15 protein-coding genes and 3 tRNA genes are annotated in these 17,065 nt (G+C 74.0%); 7 read left to right on the top strand and 11 right to left on the bottom strand.

All coding sequences use genetic code 11. The annotated features are described in order from the left end of the window. Positions 1-179: 179 nt before the first annotated feature. The gene (locus C8046_RS19565) at positions 180-3,236 is read right to left on the bottom strand and encodes a glycoside hydrolase family 2 TIM barrel-domain containing protein (RefSeq protein WP_109230154.1); all 3,057 of its coding nucleotides are present in this window, start codon (positions 3,234-3,236) and stop codon (positions 180-182) included. Positions 3,237-3,427: 191 nt separating this feature from the next. Here C8046_RS19565 and C8046_RS15125 point away from each other — a divergent pair, with 191 nt between their 5' ends. Further along, complete coding sequence (locus C8046_RS15125) at positions 3,428-4,411, top strand: LacI family DNA-binding transcriptional regulator (RefSeq protein WP_109230153.1); 984 nt, start codon at positions 3,428-3,430, stop codon at positions 4,409-4,411. Between the two features lie 91 nt (positions 4,412-4,502). Continuing rightward, complete coding sequence (gene galE / locus C8046_RS15120) at positions 4,503-5,462, top strand: UDP-glucose 4-epimerase GalE (RefSeq protein WP_109230152.1); 960 nt, start codon at positions 4,503-4,505, stop codon at positions 5,460-5,462. A gap of 145 nt (positions 5,463-5,607) precedes the next feature. Here galE and C8046_RS15115 read toward each other — a convergent pair whose 3' ends face one another. The 5 genes from C8046_RS15115 to C8046_RS15095 all read right to left on the bottom strand — a co-directional run bounded on the left by C8046_RS15115 (position 5,608) and on the right by C8046_RS15095 (position 9,064). Further along, positions 5,608-6,525, bottom strand: a complete 918-nt coding sequence (locus C8046_RS15115) for a cation diffusion facilitator family transporter (RefSeq protein ID WP_109230151.1) — start codon at positions 6,523-6,525, stop codon at positions 5,608-5,610. A gap of 2 nt (positions 6,526-6,527) precedes the next feature. Continuing rightward, a complete protein-coding gene (locus C8046_RS15110; RefSeq protein ID WP_235866353.1) occupies positions 6,528-6,890 on the bottom strand; it encodes an ArsR/SmtB family transcription factor in 363 nt (120 codons plus the stop codon). Between the two features lie 32 nt (positions 6,891-6,922). Further along, positions 6,923-7,804, bottom strand: coding sequence for an N-acetylmuramoyl-L-alanine amidase (locus C8046_RS15105; protein WP_146197180.1), 882 nt, complete (start codon positions 7,802-7,804; stop codon positions 6,923-6,925). A gap of 313 nt (positions 7,805-8,117) precedes the next feature. Continuing rightward, positions 8,118-8,477 carry a metallopeptidase family protein gene (locus C8046_RS15100; protein WP_235866352.1) on the bottom strand — a complete coding sequence of 120 codons (360 nt, stop codon included), beginning with the start codon at positions 8,475-8,477 and terminating at the stop codon, positions 8,118-8,120. After that, the gene (locus C8046_RS15095; protein ID WP_109230149.1) at positions 8,477-9,064 is read right to left on the bottom strand and encodes a DinB family protein; all 588 of its coding nucleotides are present in this window, start codon (positions 9,062-9,064) and stop codon (positions 8,477-8,479) included. The genes C8046_RS15100 and C8046_RS15095 overlap by 1 nt, the downstream gene beginning before the upstream one ends. Positions 9,065-9,170: 106 nt before the next feature. Between C8046_RS15095 and C8046_RS15090 the strand changes: the two genes are divergently transcribed. The 3 genes from C8046_RS15090 (at position 9,171) to C8046_RS15080 (ending at position 9,497) form a co-directional block, all read left to right on the top strand. Further along, positions 9,171-9,243, top strand: a tRNA-Glu gene (locus C8046_RS15090). 57 nt (positions 9,244-9,300) lie between these two features. After that, a tRNA-Asp gene (locus C8046_RS15085) sits at positions 9,301-9,374 on the top strand. 47 nt (positions 9,375-9,421) lie between these two features. After that, positions 9,422-9,497: transfer RNA gene (locus tag C8046_RS15080), tRNA-Phe, on the top strand. Between the two features lie 113 nt (positions 9,498-9,610). Here the strand turns inward: C8046_RS15080 and C8046_RS15075 are convergent. Beyond that, complete coding sequence (locus C8046_RS15075; protein ID WP_109230148.1) at positions 9,611-10,558, bottom strand: LysR family transcriptional regulator; 948 nt, start codon at positions 10,556-10,558, stop codon at positions 9,611-9,613. A gap of 82 nt (positions 10,559-10,640) precedes the next feature. Here C8046_RS15075 and C8046_RS15070 point away from each other — a divergent pair, with 82 nt between their 5' ends. Together C8046_RS15070 and C8046_RS15065 are read left to right on the top strand one after the other, a co-directional pair. Then, the gene (locus C8046_RS15070; RefSeq protein ID WP_109230973.1) at positions 10,641-11,717 is read left to right on the top strand and encodes an aminotransferase class V-fold PLP-dependent enzyme; all 1,077 of its coding nucleotides are present in this window, start codon (positions 10,641-10,643) and stop codon (positions 11,715-11,717) included. Between the two features lie 70 nt (positions 11,718-11,787). Continuing rightward, positions 11,788-12,810: an asparaginase gene (locus C8046_RS15065; RefSeq protein WP_235866351.1), complete on the top strand. Its 1,023-nt coding sequence runs from the start codon at positions 11,788-11,790 to the stop codon at positions 12,808-12,810. A gap of 47 nt (positions 12,811-12,857) precedes the next feature. Here the strand turns inward: C8046_RS15065 and fni are convergent, their stop codons facing one another. Genes fni through mvk form a run of 4 tightly spaced genes read right to left on the bottom strand, consistent with a single transcriptional unit; the run spans position 12,858 to position 17,065 of the window. Beyond that, positions 12,858-13,985 carry a type 2 isopentenyl-diphosphate Delta-isomerase gene (gene fni, locus C8046_RS15060; RefSeq protein ID WP_109230972.1) on the bottom strand — a complete coding sequence of 376 codons (1,128 nt, stop codon included), beginning with the start codon at positions 13,983-13,985 and terminating at the stop codon, positions 12,858-12,860. 26 nt (positions 13,986-14,011) lie between these two features. Further along, positions 14,012-15,079 (bottom strand): phosphomevalonate kinase, encoded by a 1,068-nt coding sequence (locus C8046_RS15055; RefSeq protein ID WP_158277233.1) that lies wholly within the window; start codon positions 15,077-15,079, stop codon positions 14,012-14,014. Between the two features lie 10 nt (positions 15,080-15,089). Next, positions 15,090-16,124: a diphosphomevalonate decarboxylase gene (gene mvaD, locus C8046_RS15050; protein WP_109230145.1), complete on the bottom strand. Its 1,035-nt coding sequence runs from the start codon at positions 16,122-16,124 to the stop codon at positions 15,090-15,092. After that, positions 16,121-17,065: a mevalonate kinase gene (mvk, locus tag C8046_RS15045; protein WP_109230144.1), complete on the bottom strand. Its 945-nt coding sequence runs from the start codon at positions 17,063-17,065 to the stop codon at positions 16,121-16,123. The genes mvaD and mvk overlap by 4 nt, the downstream gene beginning before the upstream one ends.

The raw sequence follows: 17,065 nt of genomic DNA, 5'->3' as shown, positions 1-17,065 counted from the left end.
CGCCGTCACCAGCATCTTTGCACATCGCCGCTCGTCGGAGTCCGCGACGTGACGCACGCCACCCCGGCCCGGGGGCTGCGGCGGCCGACCGACCTCGGCCGGCGGACGACGACGGACGACCCCGCCCGGCGCGTGCCGGACGGGGTCGTCGTCGATCGGTCAACCTCTGCGGGATCGACCTACAGCTGGTCGAACCGGTAGAGGAACGCGGCCATCGCGTCCCGCGCGATCGGCAGCAGCGGCTCGAACTGGAACGTCCCGTCGTTGCCCTCCCACCCCCGGGCGACGCCCGTCTCGGCCAGCCACGTGATCTCCGCGTAGTACTGCGTCTGCGGGGTCACGTCGGTGAACGGCGAGACGGCCGGTGCCTCGTGGGCCGGCGAGTCCGCCAGCCGGTAGAGGAAGGCGGCGACGGCGTCGCGGTTGATCTGCTCCAGCGGCCGGAACGTCCGCGTCCCGTCGGCCTCCGTCCACCCGGTGGTGATGCCCTCCTGCTCCAGCCACGCGATCTCCGTGTAGAACTGGTTGCTCGTCGGCACGTCGGTGAACGGCGAGACCGCCGGGGCGACGAAGCCCTCCGGGTCGGCGAGGCGGTAGAGGAACGCCGCCATCGCGTCGCGGTTGATCTTCTCCAGGGGACGGAACGTCGTCGAGCCGTCCGGCTCCGTCCAGCCCGTGGTGATCCCGGCCTGGCGCGCCCAGGCGATCTCTTCGAAGAAGAGGTTGTCGGCCGCGACGTCAGCGAAACCGACGACGAAGCGCGTGCCGTCGTCGACGAAGACCTCACCGTGCTCGGGCGTGGAGGACGCGACGACGAGGACCAGGTCCTCCTGCCCGGCCGGCGTCGTGAAGGTGATGTCCTCCTGGACGTCCTCCCCGATACCGATCTCCAGCTCGAGCACGCCCTCGGCGACGGTCGGGCCGTCGGCCGCGCCCCGGTGGACCGACCAGTCGACCGTGACCTCGGTGCTGTCGAGCGTGTCGTTGAAGACGTTGAACGTGCGCGTCACCTCGGTGCCGGGAGCGAGCGTGACCGGACGGGCCGGCCACTCCCCCGCCGCGTTCGACTTCTTGTTGGCCTCCCAGTAGCCGTCGTCGGAGACCAGGAGCGGCGAGAACGCCTTCTGGATCCGGGCGATCTGCGTCTGCGACCACGGGTCGGCGAGGTTGTCCTCGCCGTACAGCGGGTGCGAGTCGCCGGTAGCGCCCGGCACCTGCTCGAGGATCACGTCGGTGGTGCTGACCCCGGGCACGAAGGAGCCCCAGGCGGACAGCAGGCTGTAGGGCCGGATGTCGGCCGCACCCTTGGTGCGCATGCGCTCGGTGCTCGTGGCGAACCACATGAAGCCCTGGTGGGTGTTGTCCTTGTACCAGATGTGCTCGCCCGAGCCGTGGGGCTTGCCCGGTGCCGGGAACCCCTCGCAGACGTCGTCGGTGTACTTGTCGGAGTCCTCCCCGACGTAGTGGCACCAGGTCGTGTAGTTGTCGTAGCCGAGGTCCTCGGAGTTGCCGTCGCTGCTGATCGGGCGCGTGGTGTCCTCGGCCATCACGGCCCAGTAGAGCGCGCGGTCGAACTCGAGCGTGTAGCCGGGCGCCGGGAACGGCGACTGGAAGCCCGTGGTCGGCTCGTTGGCCTGGCTCCAGCGCAGCACGGACGCGTGGTTGCGGTCGCGACGCACCAGGTCACCGACGTGGCTGACCATGTTGTCGAACCCGGTGGTCAGGTTCTGACGACCGTTGGAGCCGCGGATCGCGGTCTCGCTCATGATCATCAGGCCCATCTCGTCGGCGACGTCGAGCATGTACGGCGACGCCGGCTCCTGGTGGATCCGGATGCTGTTGTAGTTCAGGCGCTGGTAGTTGTCGACGACCTGGGGCCAGCCGGCGTTGTCCGCGCTGGGCTCGAGGAAGCCCGGGTAGGTGTGGAAGGCGTCGCCGCGACCGTGGAAGTCGATGCTGTCGTAGTTGGCGCCCTGCGGGCTGTCGCCGCGGAAGTTCACCGGAGCGCCGTTGAGCTCGTAGCCGTCGCCGACCTGCTCGATCTCCCGGAAGCCGAACCGGACGTGCGACGACGACGTCGCCGCCTCGCCCTCGAGGGAGAGGTCCAGCTCGTGCAGCTCGGCGCGGTAGCCCTCCACGTACGGGACGTTGGGCCACCAGTAGGAGTCGCTGCCCTCCTTCCACGCGAGCGGTCCGACGGTGACCTTGACGGTCTCGCCGGCCGGCACGGAGACGGCCTGCGCCGGGACGGCCGGGTAGTCGAAGTCACTGTCGGAGGCGCTGCCGATGACGCCGGTGAGCTCACCCGTCGCGACGGCGTCGCCACCGTTGTGCAGCCACGCGTCGATCGTGACGGTGCCGTCGGCCACCGACGTCGTGACGAAGGTGTCGGCGATGTTGAGGGCGGGGACGACCTCGAGCGTCGCCGAGCGGAAGATGCCCTGCGGCACGTTCTTCGACCACGACGCCGCCTCGGGCACCGTGTAGTAGCCGCCCTCGTCGACCAGGGCGTTGCGGCCCTTCACGTCGATCGCGACGGTGTGCGTCGAGCCAGGGGTGACGAACGCGCTGATGTCGAACACGGAGTCCGTGAACGCGGTCATGTTCGTGGCGACGACCTCGCCGTCGACCGACAGCGTCGCCTGGTGGTTGACGGCGCCGAGCGCGATCGTGGTCACCTGCGGCGACCCGATGTCGGGGACCGTGATCTCGCGGCTGTAGATCGCCTGGGAGACCGAGGTGAAGCCCTGCTTGTGCCAGCCGCCGCCCGGCACCTGGATGGTGGTCTCCAGGTCGGACTCGGTGGTCGTGCAGCGCTGCGGACCGATCGGGTACGGGTAGATGCTCGCGCACTCGGTCTCGGTGACGACCTCGAAGTCCCACGTGCCCGCCAGGCTGACGGAGGTCGTGGGGACACTCCCGCTGACGCCGTCGAGGTAGTCGGCCTCGAACGTGGGGGCGGGGCCGTCGTCGGCGGCCGCGGCGGCCGGCGCCGCTGCCGGCGTCGCCTCCTGGGGGGCGATCTCCTGGGGCGAGGCCTCCTGGGGCGCGGCCGCCGCCGACTGGAACGTCGTCGTCGCGCCCGAGAGGGCGACGGCGCCGAGCGCGGCCGCGACGAGCGCGGCCGAGACGCGACGGCCGCGGCCGGGGCCGGGGCCGTGCGGGGGGAGCTGTGCCTGTGACTCGTGTGGTGCCTGGGGTGCGTGGGCTCTGCGTCGAGCCGGTCGTCGGGACATCCGAACTCCCTCGTCCTTGATGGGTGCGTGATCGACTGGTATCACGTGTAACCGCAGACTGGCAGTCGCCCGCCTCGCCGTCAAGTGATCGTTAACACGTGATACTTCCGGGGCGCCGGCCGGCGGGCGACGGCGACGCCTCCCCGCCCGAAGTCCCGCGGCGGCCCGGAGCCCCGTGAGAGCATCGGGGAATGCCGCCCGCGCCTCGCGTCCGCCCGCCGACGAGCGCCGACGTCGCCGAGCACGTCGGCCTCTCGCGGGCCACGGTGAGCCAGATCCTCAACGGTCGGGGCGACCGCTTCCTGCCCGAGACGCGGGAACGCGTGCGCGAGGCGGCCGAGGCCCTGGCCTACCGCCCCTCCCGCGCCGGACGGACGCTGGTGCGCGGCCGGGACGACACGATCGTCGTCCTGGCGCCGGCCACGACGTTCGGCCCGAACCTCCAGGACGCCGTCGACCAGGTCGCCGTCGAGATGGAGGAGCACGGCGCCAACGTCGTGGTGCGGTTCGCCGGACGCACGCACGAGGACACGGCCGCGGCCATCCTCACGATGCGCCCGTGGGCCGTGGTCAACCTCGGCTACCTCACCCCCACGGACGCCGCCCGCCTCGAGGCGGGCGGCGTCACCGTCGTCCCCCCGGCGGCGCAGATCGCGACGGCGACGGCGGAGCGCATCGGACGCGACGGCATCGCCGATCTCCAGGTCGCCGCCCTCACCGCCCGCGGCCCCCGACGCATCGCCTACGCGGCGCTGTCCGACAGCCGCGCGGACCCGTGGGGACCCCGCCGGTACGACGACGTCCACGCCGCCTGCCGCCGGCTCGACCTGACGACCCCGCGATCGATCGCCGTCCCGCTCGAGCTCGACGGCGCGGTGCGCGCCCTCGCGTCCGTCGTCGGCGAGGGGCCCGTCGGCCTGGCCTGCTACAACGACGACGTCGCCCTCGCCGTGCTGGCGGCGGCGCGGGAGCTGGACCTCGCCGTGCCCGAGCAGGTCGCCGTGGTCGGCCTCGACGCCTCACCGCTCGGACGTCTGTGGTCGCCGCGGCTGACGAGCGTGGTCTACGACATCCGCGCACTGATGACGCTCTCGGTCCGGACACTCGTCGGCGACGACGCCGCTCCCGCCCCGAGCGGCCCTCTCGCGCGCCTCGTCCCGGGCGACACCACCTGACCCACCAGCGCGCTGGTGTTCGAATATGGTAGATTATGGTCGAATCGAATCAGCAACCTCACGCCCTGACGGGCACCAAGGAGTCGAAGCAATGACGTGGTTGGTCACCGGCGGTGCGGGATACATCGGATCCCACGTGGTGCGGGCGTTCGGGGAGGCGGGCATCTTCGCCGTCGTGCTCGACGACCTCTCGAGCGGACACCGCGAGTACGTGCCCGACGACGTGCCGTTCGTCGAGGCGACGCTGCTGGACCGCGCCGCCGTCGTGGCCGCGCTCCGCGAGCACGAGGTGACCGGCGTCGTGCACCTGGCCGGCTTCAAGTACGCGGGCGTCTCGGTGAAGCGGCCGCTGCACACCTACACGCAGAACGTCACCGCGACCGTGGACCTCCTCGAGGCGATGGTCGAGGTCGGCGTGCGCAACCTGGTCTTCTCCTCCTCGGCCGCCACCTACGGCACCCCGCGCGTCGACCTCGTGACCGAGTCGACGCCGACCGCCCCCGAGTCGCCGTACGGCGAGTCGAAGCTCATCGGCGAGTGGTTGATCGCCGACGCCGGTCGCGCGCACGACCTCCGTCACACCTCGCTGCGCTACTTCAACGTGGTGGGCTCGGGCACGACGCAGCTGGCGGACACCTCCCCGCACAACCTCTTCCCGCTGGTCGTGCAGGCACTGACCGAGGGCCGGACCCCGCGCATCAACGGGGACGACTACAACACTCCGGACGGCACGAACGTGCGCGACTACGTGCACGTCGTCGACCTCGCCACCTCGCACGTCGCGGCCGCGCAGGCCCTCGAGGCCGGCACCTCGCTCGAGCGCGTCTACAACCTCGGCAGCGGTGACGGGCTGTCGGTCCGCCAGATCATGGACGCGTTCGCCGTCGCCACGGGCCGCGACTTCACCCCCGAGATCGGGCCGCGTCGCGCGGGCGACCCCGACCGCATCGTCGCCGACGGGACGCTCGCGGCCCGCGACATCTCGTGGGCGATGCGCCACAGCGTGCAGGAGATGGTGACGTCGGCCTGGGAGGCCCGCCCGCAGGCCTGACGCGACAGGAACCACCCCCGCGAGGGGCAGCAAGGACCCCCTGGAGGTTGTCACGACCTCCAGGGGGTCCTTCTCGTCGCACCAGGGGGTGGTTGCTGCCGTTCCAGGGGATGGTTGTCGTCGCACCAGGGGGTGGTTGCCGCCCCTAGGCGTGCGCCGCCGGCTCCGGGTGCTCCCGGCTGTGCGAGACCGGTTCGATCTGCAGCGTGGAGTGCTCGACGTCGAAGTGCCCGTGCAGGCACTCCTGCACGCGATCGAGCACGGCGCAGTAACCCTGCGAGGTCGCGACGTCGTCGGCCACCACCACGTGCGCCGTCAGCACCGGCACCCCGGACGTGATCGTCCAGGCGTGAAGGTCGTGGACGGCGACGACGCCGGGCACCTCCGCGAGGTGCGCGCGCACCTGCTCCACGGACACCTCGGGCGGTGCGCCCTCGAGCAGCACCCGGCCGACGTCGCGCAGCAGCGAGAACGCCCGCGGCAGGATCAGCACCCCGATCGCCAGCGACGCGACCGCGTCCGCCCGCTGCCAGCCGGTCAGCGCGATCACCAGCGCCGCCACGATGACCGCGGCCGACCCGAGCAGGTCGCCCAGCACCTCGAGGTAGGCGCCACGGATGTTGAGGCTCTCGTCCTTGCCGCCGGACAGCAGCCGCAGCGCGACGAGGTTGGCCAGCAGCCCGACGACGCCGACCACGAGCATCAGCGGGGCCTCCACCTCGGCGGACTCCCCCAGCCGTCGCACACCCTCGACGATCACCAGCGTGCCGACGACGGAGAGCACCACGCCGTTGACCAGCGCCGCGAGGACCTCGGCCCGCTGCCAGCCGAAGGTCCAGCGGTCGGTCGCGGGTCGCGCCGCCAGCCAGGTCGCGACGAGCGCGATCGAGAGCCCGGCGGCGTCCGACAGCATGTGACCGGCGTCCGCGAGCAGCGCGAGCGATCCGGTGAGGACCGCGGCGACGGCCTCCACGACGAGCACGGTGACCGTGATCGCGAGCGCCGCGACGAGGCGCCCGCGGTGCCGCTGCCCGGCGGTGACGTGCCCGTGCTGGTGGCCCATCCTCACGCCTCCCCGTGCGCGTGCACGACGGCGTGCAGCCCGTCGTCGAGCAGCTCCTCCGCCCGCTGGACGAGGGCGAGCAGCGCCGTCGTCGTCAGGCGGTAGTACGTCGCGCGGCCCTCGGCCCGCGGGGCCACCAGCCCGGCCTCGCGGAGCACGCCGAGGTGGGCCGACGTCGTCGACTGCGCGAGCCCGACGCGGGTCACGAGGTCGGTCACCCGCAGCTCGCCGTCCTCCAGCGCGTGCACGATCGTCAGGCGGGCGGGGTCGGCCAGGGCCCGGAACACGGCCGCGACGGCGGCGTGGTCGTGCCGGTCGTGGGCGGGGGCGCACGCGCCGTCGGCACCGTCACGAGTCATCGTCATACGGCGATGATAGCGCCGAGGGTCGATCGTGCCTAGCCCGTCGCGCCGGCGACGAACGTCTCGACGGCGACCGCGAGCGCCTCCGCGTACGCGACCTGGCCGTCGGGCCCGGTCAGGAGCTCGGCATCGCCGTCGTGCCGCATGTTCCCGAGCTCGACGATCACCGCCGGCTTCGCCGAGTGGTTGAGCGTCGCGTAGTCGTCGCTCGCCCGCATCGCCCCGGCCACGTAGGTCGCCCGGTCGATCCCCGCACCGTCGAGCGCGGCGAGCACGCCCTGCCCCAGCCGCAACGACTCGTCGTAGTGGTCCGACCCCTCCTCCGGCAGCAGCACGTGGAAGCCGTGCGCCTGGGCGGGCGCGCCGTCGGCGTGGATGCTCAGCAGCAGGTCGGCCCGGTCGTTCGCCAGGCTCCCCCGCACGTCGATGCACGGACCCCACTCCTCGTCCGAGTTCGACTCGCGCGTGAGGACCACCTCCGCCCCGCGCTCGCGCAGGCGGGCGACCACGATCTCCGAGACCTCCCACGTGACCGTCGCCTCGGGGACGTCGTCATCCGTGGCCGTGCCGGTGGTGTTGCAGTCCTTCGTCGCGCCGTTCCCCGCGTCGACGGCGGTGGTGATCTCGCGGGGGAAGTTGCGGTTCCCGAGCTGGTGGCCCGGGTCGACCACGACGACGACGCCGCTGAGCGGCAGCGCGTCCGGCGTCGGGGTGGCGGTGGGCTCGGCCGCCGGGGTCGGCGTGGGTGTCGCGTCGGGAGTCGACATCTCGACGGCGGCCGACGGCGACTCGGACGCGGCCGGCGACCCCTGCGGCGGGGTGCAGCCCACGACCGTCGTGAGCGCCACGGCCAGGCCGAGCACCGCCGTCGCGCTCGCACGGCGCCGCCCGCCGCGCAGCGGTGATCTCGTCGGCACCTGCTGCCCCTCGCTCGGCGGACCCGGGTTCCCGGGGCGGCCCCGGGCCGCTCGGCCACCGTACCTTCGCGTCGTCGCGGAGACGGTTCGAGGCCGCCCCCGGAGGGGCGAGGGCCCCGCACTGGCGGTGGTGCAGGCACTGCCAGTGCGGGGGATCGGAGGGACCTCGAGGGTCCGGGGTGTCGCGTCACCCACGGCGTCCGACACTACCCAGGCCGCGGAACGCCCTCCGCTGCCGAGCGCCGCGATTCGGCCCCCGGCGGACGGATCCGGACCAATTCGGTACCGATCGGACCCTCGGAGGACCGCATCGTCAGTCCCAGCCGAGCTCGTGCAGCCGGTCGTCGTCGATCCCGAAGTGGTGGGCGATCTCGTGCACCACCGTGACCGCCACCTCCTCGGCCACGTGCTCGGCGTCCTCGCACACCGCGAGGGTGGGGAGCCTGAAGATCGTGATGCGGTCGGGGAGGGAGCCGCTCGCCCACCAGCCGTCGCGCTCGGTGAGGGGGGTTCCGTCGTACAGGCCGAGCAGGTCCTGCGGCTCCTCCGGCGGCGGCAGGTCCTCCACCAGCACGACGACGTTGTCCATCACCTGGGCGAGCTCGGGCGGGACGAGGTCCAGGCCCTCGGAGACGCAGACCTCGAAGTCCTCGAGGGTCATCTCGACCGCCATCAGGCGCCCTCGCCGATCGGGTCGAAGCTGCTCGCGACCTCGGCCAGCCGAGCCCGGTAGGCGGACCACTGAACCGTGTCCAGCTCGGCGAGGTTGCCGTCGCCGTGGCCGGCGCGCTCGTCCAGGAGCTCGCGCACGATGTCGGCGTGGCCGGCGTGACGTGAGACCTCGAACCCGACGTGCACGAGGATCTGCCGCAGCGTCACCGCGCCGCGCTCGCCCCACCACGGCACGTGCCCGACGGCGTCGAGGTCGAGCTCGGCGATCGTCGCCTCGGCGATCCGGACGGACTCCTCCTGCAGCGCGAGGATCTGCTCGCGCGACTCCTCGGCCGTCGCCCACATGTCGGCGTTGACGTCGGCGTCGTCGGCCGCCCAGGGCAAGTCGGGCTCGGGTCGCCCGAAGACCCCGCCGAAGTACCCGATCTCGACGGTGGCCACGTGCTTGACGAGCCCGAGGAGGTTGGTGCCGGTACCCGTCATCGGGCGCCGGACCTGCGCCTCGGTCAGGCCGTCGAGCGTGTCGAGGAGCTCGCGACGGGCCTTGCGGAGGTAGCGGTTCAGGAAGTCCTTCTCGCTCGTGTCCATGGGAGCAAACCTAGTCGTCGCGCCGATTTGGGGGATACGGGAATCGTCACGTATGCTCATTCACGGTTCTGGGGCACTCCGGTGTCACGGGCGCTCTGCATCACGGGCCCCCATCGTCTAGCGGCCTAGGACTCCGCCCTTTCACGGCGGCAGCACGGGTTCGAATCCCGTTGGGGGTACGAGTTCGTGCGAGTGAAAATGAAGTGGTACGGTCTCGTTTGCAAAGTTCCACACGAGGCCCCGTAGCGCAGTTGGTTAGCGCGCCGCCCTGTCACGGCGGAGGTCGCGGGTTCAAGTCCCGTCGGGGTCGCAGAATGATCGGCCGGTCACCCAGGTGGCCGGCCGATCTTTCACCAAGGCTCTGTAGCTCAGTTGGTAGAGCGCACGACTGAAAATCGTGAGGTCACGGGATCGACGCCCGTCGGAGCCACCAGTGCAGGACCCCAGCACGAGCCCCGCCCGGAGATCCGGTGCGGGGCTTCGTCGTTCCTGGCGCTCGAGCCCATCGCGGTGCCACGCCCCGGAGCCGCGCCCGGGCCGAACGCCTCACCCGCGTCCCGCGTCGGTCACCGCCCGGCTCACGGCGTCCAGCGCCGCCCGCACCGCCGGCACCCGGTCAGCCTCGTGCGCCGTGACGACGTGCAGCGTGCGCGCCTCGTCCACGCCGAGCTCGACCGTCGCGACGCCGGGAAGCATCGGGAACGCCTCGACGGCCATCCGCGGCAGGGTCGCGACACCGATCCCCCGCGCCACGAGCGCCTCCACGGCCACGACGTTGTCGGTCTCGAACGCGATGCGTGGCGCGAACCCCGCTCGCCCGCACGCCTCGAGCAGGTGACCCCGGCACCGGGGGCAGCCGGCGATCCAGCTCTCGTGCGCGAGCTGCGCCAGGCGCACCTCGCGCCGGCCCGCCAGCGGGTGCGCGGCGGGGACGACGGCGAGCAGCCGGTCCGTCCCGACCTCCCCCACCGCGAGGCCGTGCGCACTGCGACCGTGCGGATCACCGGGATCGCCCGGGTAGCTGAACGTCAGCGCGATGTCGGCCCGGTCCTCGCGGACGGCCTGCACCGCCTCGGGCGGTTCGGCCTCGACGTAGGTCACGGTGACGCCGGGGTGACGTGCGGCGAGGTCGGCCAGGACTCGCGGGATGACGGTCGGCGAGGCGGACGGGAACCCGACGAGCCGCACCCGTCCGGACCGCAGCCCACGCAGCTCGGCGAGCTCGCCCGCGGCGGCCTCGATCGCCGTCGCGACGCCGACGGCGTGCCTCGCCAGGACCGCTCCGGCCTCGGTGAGACGCACGCCGCGGCCCACGCGCTCCACGAGCGCCACGCCGAGTCGGGTCTCGAGCCGACGCAGCTGCTGGCTCACCGCAGGCTGGCTGTAGCCGAGCGCCGTCGCGGCCGCGGTGATCCCGCCGGTCTCGGCGATCGCGCGGACGAGTCGGAGGGCACCGGCGTCCAGCACGCCCTCGTCGAGCTCGTGATCGGTCATGACAAGATCATAAGCAGCATGCATGTGTTCCATGGCGAACCGGGCGTAGACCAATCGATCGCCACCCGGGATGGTGGACGTCATGAGCGTCATCGACATCGCCCCCGCGACCAGCCCGATCGCTGCCGTGCGCGACGCCTTCGTCGGCGGTCGCGGCTACCTCTCGGCGTGCACGCTGGGCCTGCCGCCGCGGGCTGCGCGGGACGCGCTACGCGCCGACGTCGACGCCGTCTCCGCGGGCCGGCCGGACCCCGTCCGCTACAGCGCCGCCGTCGAGCGCAGCCGCGAGCTGTTCGCCTCCCTGGTGAACGTGGACCGGACACGCGTCGCCGTCGGATCGCAGGTCTCGGTGCTGGGTGCGCTCGTGGCCACCGCGGTGCCCGACGGCGGCGAGGTCCTCGTCCCCGAGGGCGACTTCTCCTCCGTGGCGCTCCCCTTCGTGCACGCCGGCCGCGGGCTGCGGGTGCGCGCCGTCCCGCTGGCCCGGCTCGCCGACGCGATCGGCCCCGGCACGGCGCTGGTCGCGTTCTCGAACGTCCAGTCCGCCACGGGGGCGGTCGCCGACACCGACGCGATCCTCGCGGCCGCCGCGGCGCACGGCGCGCGCACCTACTGCGACGCCACCCAGGCCGTCGGCTGGCTCCCCGTCGACGCGAGCCGGTTCGACGCGCTCGCCTGCCACTCCTACAAGTGGCTGTGCGCGCCGCGCGGGGCGGCGTTCCTCACGCTCGCCGAGTCCTTCGCCGACGCCGTCCGCCCGCTGCACGCCGGGTGGTACGCGGGCGCCGACCCGTGGTCCTCCTGCTACGGCCACGAGGTCGAGCTCGCCAGCGACGCGAGCCGGTTCGACGTCTCCCCCGCGTGGCAGTCCTTCCTGGCCGCCGAGGCCTCCCTGGAGCTGTTCGCCTCGCTCGACCCCGCGGCCCTCCACGCCCACGCGACCGGGCTCGCCGCGGCGTTCCGCGCACGGCTCGGGCTGGGCGAGGAGACGCGTGCGAGCGCGATCGTCACGTGGGCCGATCCCGACGGCGCCGACCTCGCCCGTCTGAGCGCGGCCGGCCTCACGGCCTCGGGCCGCGCGGGTCGCGCCCGCGTGGCGTTCCACGTGTTCAACGACGCTGAGGACGTCGAGCTGGCCGCCCGGGCGCTGGGGCGCTGACGCGTCGAGTCCCTGTCGCGCGGCACCGCGAGGCCGACCGTGACCCCGAGCGCGTGGTGGGATGGAACCCGTGACCGCTGACCCCACCCACGCCCCCACCTCCCCCACCGGCGAGACCTTCGTCGCCCGCGACGCCGTCGAGCTCGCCGTGCTCGAGCGCTCGGGGTTCGTCGAGACCCGCCACCTGGGCTCGGCGATCGTGCTCGGGCCCGACGGCGCCGTGGTGCGCGCCCTCGGGGACGTGGCGACGCCGATCCTGCCGCGCTCCTGCCTCAAGCCGGTGCAGGCCGCGACGACGCACGCGCTCGGCGCCGCCCTGCCCGGCGTCCACGCCGCGCTCGCGACCGCCTCGCACTCCGGCACCGACCGCCACGTCGCCGTCGTGGAGGCGATGCTCGCGAGCGGCGGCCTGACGGCGCAGGACCTGCGGTGCCCGGTCGCTCACCCCTCCGACACCGCCACCCGCACCGCGCTGACGATCGCCGGAGCGGACCCCGCGCGGATCCGCATGAACTGCTCCGGGAAGCACGCCGCGATGCTCCTGGCCTGCCTCGCCCAGGGCTGGTCCACCCACGACTACCTCGACCCGGGCCACCCGCTGCAGCGCGACGTCGTCGCCACGGTCGAGCGGGTCGGTGGCGAGCATGTCGCGGCCACCGCGATCGACGGGTGCGGGGCTCCTGTCCACGCCCTCTCGCTCACCGCGCTCGCCCGCACCGTGCGCTGGGCGACCACCGCCTCCGCCGACGCGACCGACGCCCACGAGCGGGGCGCGGCCGCCGTCGTCGCCGCCGTGCACGCCGACCCGTGGGCCATCGACGGTCCCGGCCGCGAGAACACCGAGGTCATCGCCTCGCTCGGGACGTTCGCCAAGGGTGGTGCCGAGGGCGTCATGGTGATGGCGGCGCCGGACGGTCACGTCGTCGCGCTCAAGATTCTCGACGGCGGGCCGCGCGCCACGAGCGTCGTCGCCCTCGCGCTGCTGGTGGCGGCCGGGTCGCTGGACCCCGACGCCGTCGCGGCGCTGACGACGCTGCCGACCCAGGTCCGGGGCGGAGACGAGGTGGTCGGGCGGCTCCGCGCCGTCGTGTGAGCGTCGCCCGGCGCGGTCCGGCCGAGGCGGCCGGCGTCGGGCAGCCGTCAGACGCGCGACCAGGGCCCGCGACGGGCGTACGCCGTGACGTCGAACCCGCGCAGCTCCGCGTACTCGCGCAGCGGTCCCGTGACGAGCACGTCGGTGGTCCGCAGGCCCGCGACGTCGCGCGTGCCCAGCAGCGCCATCAGGTCGGCGATCTCCGTCAGCCACTCCCGCACGAGGGCGATCAGCGCGTCCTCGCCGTCCGTCGTCAGCACCTTGAGGAACGTCCCGGCCACGCCCACGGCGTCGGCGCCGAGCGCGAGCGCCCGCACGACGTCGAGCGGGTGCCGCACGCCGCCGGAGGCGAGCAGCGCGGCGCGGGGGGCGCCGCCGTCGCCGACCGGTCCGAGCGAGCCCACGCCGTCGAGCCCCGCTGTCTCCAGCAGCGACGCGACCGAGGACTGTCCCCAGCCGGCGAGGTAGTGGCGGCCGGAGTCGGTGCGGCGGGCCGACTCGATCGCCCCGAAGTCCGTACCGCCACGACCGGCCAGGTCGACGCCGCCGACACCGATGTCGCGCAGCGCCGCGACCGTGCCGCGCGAGAGACCGGCCCCGACCTCCTTGACGATCACGGGGACGCCGACGGCGTCGATGATCGCCGCGATGTTGCCCTCCCAGCGGGAGAAGTCGCGGTCGCCCTCGGGCATCGCGGTCTCCTGCGCGGCGTTCACGTGCACCTGCAGCGCGTCGGCGCCCATGATCTCGACGATCCGGGCCGCGTCCGCGCCGCTGACGTTGGCGTTGGTGTTGGCCATGACGAACCCGTCCGGGTTGGCCTCCCGCAGCACCGTGAACGTGGGCGCGACCTCGGGCTGACGCAGCACGATCCCCATCGAGCCGCACGCCACCGGGATGCCGGTCTCGCGCGCCACGATCCCGAGGCCGCGGTTGATCTCGGCAGCCTTGGCCGTGCCGCCCGTCATGCCGCTGACGTAGAACGGCGCGCTCCAGCCGAAGGCGGGCGAGGACACGTCGACGGTGTCGCGCGAGCCGCCCGCGAGGGCGTGGTGGACGAAGCGGACGTGGTCGTAGTCGCGCACCGTCTCCCCGGAGTGCTGCTCCATCGCCAGCCGGATGTGGTCGTCCTTGCGCTGCGCCGTCGAGTCGCTGGCCGGGTCGGTCGTCGTCATCGGGTTCTCCACCCCTCGATTGTCCGTCACCGCGGCGCGATCGCGGCGCCCGGGCCCAGCTCGACCGGCAGCGGCTGCACCCCGGCGCGCTCCCACGCCGCGTGCAGGGCAGCCTCGTCGGTTCCCGCCGGGGCGAGCGCGATGCCGCAGTCGCCACCCCCGGCGCCCGAGGACTTGGCCACCAGTCCGTGCTCACGCGCCACCTCCACCAGCGTCGCGAGCGCGGGCGTCTCCAGCGGGACGCCGACGGCGGCGCTCAGCTCGAGCAGGTTCGCGCGCGTGGCGGCGACGGCGTCGCTCGCGGCCGCGGCGTCGTCCGCCACGACGGCGGCGCGCAGGGCCGCGACGCACGCGCTCGAGCGCTCGACGAACCACGGCGGCAACCCGCCCTGCCCGCGCACCGCCGCGACGAGCGACGTCGTGGACGCCGGACGCCCCGACCAGCCCACCAGCACGCGGAAGCTCGGCGTCGGCAGCGCGGCGGCGTGCAGGCCCGGCCACGGCTGCGCGAGGACGGCGGCGACCGACCCGCGAGCGCCGTCGAGCAGCGCGCCGACGGCATCGCGGTCCGGGCTGCCGACGTCGACCCAGCCCCCGATCAGTGCCGTCGCGACGTCCGCGCCGGACGCGCGGGCGTTGACCCGCCAGGTGGCGAGCAGCGCGGCCTTGAGCCGCTCGTCGGGGGTCAGCGCCAGGCCGTACCAGCTCTCGAGCGCGACGACGGCGCCCGCCGTCACCGCGGCGGACGAGCCGAGGCCGTACTTGCGGGGGCCGTGGCCGTCGAGGTCGGCGTCCTCGAGGTCGCTGAGCGTCCGGACGCGGAACGGGCGCTCCCGCAGACCGCGCTCACGCGCGAGCTCGGTCAGCACGTCGCGCGTCGCCGCGAGGTAGGACCAGCCGTGGCCGGGGAGCTCCTGCGGGGCGTCGGCGTCGCGCAGCGTCACCGAGAGGCGGCGGTCGACGGCGATCAGCACCGCCGGCTGGCCGGCCTCCACGACGCCGTACTCGCCCGCCACGAAGAGCTTGCCGGGTGCGAGCGCGGTCGTGCCCACGCCGTCCCACGCGGGGTTCGGCGCGAACGGCGGCGGCCTCACGGGCGCGGCCTCACGGACGAGCCTGCCGCTCGACGACCATCCCGGGTCCAGGCAGCGCCGGCAGCACGCGGCGACGGCCGCCGTCGGCCAGCACCGCCGTCACCGTCTCCAGGTCGGCGCGGGCGCACAGCACCTTGACGTTCGGCCCGGCGTCCATGGTCGCCCAGGCCCCGGTTCCGGCGGCGCGGAGGGCGGCGACGGCGTCGAGCACCTCGAGCGAGGCGGGCGCGAGGTAGCGGACGGCGGGGCGCGCGGCGAGCATCGTCGCGTGCATCCGCATGGCGCTGGCCTCGGCGAGATCGCCGAGCCGCTCCAGGTCGCCGGCGGCGATCGCCGCCTCCGCCTCGGCCACGTCGGCCTCGGTGTGCTCGACCCAGGCGGGGAAGTACGGCGACGTGGCGACCGTGCGCGCCATCGCCTCGCGGCTGCCGATGCTCTTCGGGCCGGCGTTCAGCACGACGACGGCCATCGCCACGTCGAGGTCGGCCGCGGCCGGGACGGGCTCGGCGTAGGAGGTGAGATCGCCGCGCTCGGGGTCGGCCAGGTCTCCGGCGTGCCAGACGACGAAGTCGCCGAAGATCGAGCGCGACGCCGAGCCGGAGCCGCGGCGGGCCAGGCGCGAGAGGTCGCGCGGGGCGAGGTCGAGCCCGTAGGCCGCGGCGGCGGCGCCCGCGAGGGCGGCGAAGCCGGACGCGGAGCTGGCCAGCCCGGCGCCGGTCGGCACGGTGTTGAGCGAGGTCACGTGCGCCGGACGGGCGGCGAGCGAGGGCTCGACACCGTCGAGGCCGCGCACGAGGTCGAGGAAGCGCTGCACCTTGGCGAGCTGACCGCCCGTGAGCGCGCCGCCGTCGAGCGTCGCGGTGTGCTCCGAGCCGGGCGCGGTCCCTCCCTCCGCCAGCGTCACGGTCGTCGTCGTGAGGAACGCGTCGAGCGTGAGGGACAAGGACGACGTCGCGGGCAGCATCCGCTCGGCGTCGCGCTTGCCCCAGTACTTCACCAGGGCGATGTTGGCGTGCGCGGTGGCGGTGGCGGTGGCGGTGGTCACGAGTCCTCCGTGTCGGGTCCGATCGGGTGGTGCCAGACAGCGACGGCGCCCGCGGCCCGCAGCGCCGTCCCGACGGCGTCGGCCTCCGCCACGTCACGCACGAGGGCGATGACGCAGCCGCCCTGGCCGCCCCCGGTGAGCTTGGCGCCGAGCGCGCCGGCGGCCATCGCGGCGTCCACCAGCACGTCCAGCTCGGGGCTCGAGACGCCGAGCTCGCGGAGCATGCCCTGCGCCGTCGTCATCTTCTCGCCGACCTGGGACGGGCGGTCGGCAGCGAGGTCGAGCGCGGCGCCGTGCGCGAGCGCGCCGAGACCCGCGATGAGCGCGGCGCCGCGGACGGGGTGGCGCTCGAGGAAGGAGGCGACGCTGCCGACCGCGTGCCGGGTGCGGCCGGCGTGACCGGAGTCGGCGACGACGAGCACCGCCGTCATCCGCGTCGCGAGCCGGCGGGCGACCCCGGCCTCGAACCACACGGGCTGCGACGCCGCGGTGGCGCGCGCGTCCAGGCCCGACGGCGTGCCGTGCGCGACCTTCTCCCCGACGTCGACGAGCTCGAGGTAGGTGGCCTCGTCGAGCGGCTGCCCGGCGTGGTCGGCCAGGGCCCGCACGAGGGCGCCGGCGACGGCGGCGCTCGAGCCGAGCCCGCGCGCGTGCGGGACGTCGCCGATCACCGTGATCGCGATGTCGCGGTGCGGGAGCCCGAGGCGGTCGAGCGTGGCGTGCACGACGGCGCGGGGGGCGCTCATCAGGTCCGGCGCGTCCGCGAGGGGGCCGGTGTACAGGCTGCTGCGCACCGTGAGGTCGCCGGGGACGTGGGCGGCGGTCGCGTGGACGCCGAGGGCGTCGATCGGGAGCGCGATCGCGGGCTCCCCGTGCACGACGGCGTGCTCACCGAACAGGATCACCTTGGCGTGGGCGACGCCGCGTCCTGTTCTGAGCAC

The organism is Serinibacter arcticus (assembly GCF_003121705.1).
GTDB lineage: Bacteria > Actinomycetota > Actinomycetes > Actinomycetales > Beutenbergiaceae > Litorihabitans.
The sequence above is the reverse complement of the archived record's forward strand: the minus strand, read 5'-3'. Positions and strand labels throughout refer to the sequence as shown.